The 1,911-nt window shown below is 69.3% G+C and carries 3 protein-coding genes; 2 read left to right on the top strand and 1 reads right to left on the bottom strand.

Annotation, left to right across the window (positions count from 1 at the left end):
- Nucleotides 1–39: 39 nt before the first annotated feature.
- On the bottom strand, nt 40–459 hold the full coding sequence (locus tag NHG85_RS10445) for a c-type cytochrome (RefSeq protein WP_253332167.1): 420 nt from the start codon (nt 457–459) through the stop codon (nt 40–42).
- A gap of 145 nt (nt 460–604) precedes the next feature.
- Between NHG85_RS10445 and NHG85_RS10440 the strand changes: the two genes are divergently transcribed.
- Nucleotides 605–1,483 (top strand): universal stress protein, encoded by an 879-nt coding sequence (locus NHG85_RS10440; RefSeq protein WP_253332165.1) that lies wholly within the window; start codon nt 605–607, stop codon nt 1,481–1,483.
- Nucleotides 1,483–1,911 (top strand): universal stress protein (locus NHG85_RS10435; RefSeq protein WP_253332162.1); only part of this gene is annotated, 429 nt, incomplete at its 3' end. The genes NHG85_RS10440 and NHG85_RS10435, both read left to right, overlap by 1 nt.

Genomic DNA, 1,911 nt, shown 5'->3' with positions numbered 1-1,911 from the left:
GGGGCCGCCCCGTCCGACCCCGGGCGCAGGGCCGCGCGCTCAGCCATCGACCTGAATGGTTTCGAGCCAGTGGATCAGGTCGGCGATAGTGCGGCTCGTCAGGATCGGCTGGCCGGAGGGGGCGGTGAGGGCGGCGAAATCCGTGTCGAAGATCGGGCCGAAGACCGGCATCTCGCCACCATGGCCGGGCAGCGGATCGCGCCCGTCGATCTGGCGGGTCGCCATCTCGGCCGGAAAGCGTCCGTCGTTGCGCGCGGCAAGGCCGGTCAGGTCGGGGGGCTCGCGCGTCATAATCTTGGCCAGCGGGCCGCCGCCGCGCCCCTCGGCGCCGTGGCAGGTCTGGCAGAAGACCATGTAGACATCCCGACCGGCCTCGATCGAGGCCGCATCGGCCGCGCCCTGATCCTGCGCCTGAGCGCTTCCGGCGAGGGCGAGAACGAGCAGCGTGGCGTATCGCATGGCGTGATCCTCCCATGTACCGAGCCTGCCCGAGAAGCGGCTTGCGCATCTTGACCTGGATCAAGGCAGGCAGGCGTGGCGCATCCTACCGTCGGGGCAGAAGGCGATGGCCCCTGGGGCCCATGAAGAATGAAAGGTCCGAAAGATGGAGCGAATACTGGCTGCCACCGACATGACGGAGGAAGGCGACATCGCGCTGCGCCGGGCCGCGGTGCTGGCGCGCGGGCTCGGCGCCGGGCTGGTGCTGCTGCACGTGATGCAGGGCGGGCTGCCGGACGACCTGCACGCCATGTTCGAGACCTCCCTGATGGCGCGGCTCGAAGGCAAGGCCGGTGATCTGCGCGAGCGGTTCGGCCTTGAGGTGACGGCGCGGATCGGCGTCGGTACGGACTGGATGGTCGTCCTCGACCGGATCGAGGAGGAGGGCGCGGACCTGCTGGTGATGGGCACGCATCGTCACCCCGGCCTGCTCGACCTGTTTCGCGGCACCACCGTGGAGCGGGTGGCGAAGGCCTGCGGCATCCCGCTGCTGGTGGTGCGAAGCGACAGCGACGCGCCCTACCGTTCGGTTCTGCTTGCCACCGATTTCTCGCTCGCCGCGCGCGAGGCGCTGACGGCGGCGGAGCGCCTTGCCCCCGAGGCGCGTTTTTACGCCCTCAATGCCTTTACCATACCCTTTGGCCGATACCTGCGCGGCACATCGCGGCACGAGGTTCTCGAAGGCGAGCGGCACCGCGCACGCGCCGAGGCGAGGGCGGGAATGGCGACCTTTCTCGGCGGGGACGAGGCGCGCGTCCGCCAAAGCGACCGGCTGATCGTCGAACAGGTGCCCGCCGTCGCGATCCGCCAGCAGATCGCACTAGCGCCCACCGATCTTCTGGCCATCGGCATGCATTCCCGGCCCCGCCTGTCGGAGGCGCTCCTGGGCAGCGTCGCGCGGGGCCTGATGGCCGATCCGCCTTGCGACATCCTTGCCGTACCGCCGTCGATCGGCGTCGAAAACGCCCATATGGGAGATATCTAATGAGCTGTAGAACCATTGCATTGTGTTTCACCGAAACCGAAAGCGCCGAGACGCTCGCGCGCAGCGGGGCCGCGCTGGCACGCCGCCACGGAGCGCATCTTATGGGGCTGTTCGTCCTGCCCGATCCTTACGTCTATCCGGCGACGTCGATCTACCTCACCGGCGAAATCATTACCCAAATTCGCAGCGGCCAGCGCGACACCGCCCAACAGATCGAGGCGGCGTTCCTGAGCGCGGCCGAGCGCGAGGGCGTGACGCCCGAGTGGCGCTGCCTCGAGGCGCGGCTCGCGACGGTGGGCGAGCGGCTGTGCGAAAGCGCCCGCGCTGCCGATCTCGTTCTCGTCGCACGTCCCGAGCACGAAACTGCGGCCCGCCCGCAGGAGGAGCTGATTCGCCACGCGGGCCGCCCGGTGCTGATGATCCCGCCG

The sequence above is a fragment of the Limimaricola litoreus genome (assembly GCF_024159025.1).
GTDB lineage: Bacteria > Pseudomonadota > Alphaproteobacteria > Rhodobacterales > Rhodobacteraceae > Limimaricola > Limimaricola litoreus.
The sequence above is the reverse complement of the archived record's forward strand: the minus strand, read 5'-3'. Positions and strand labels throughout refer to the sequence as shown.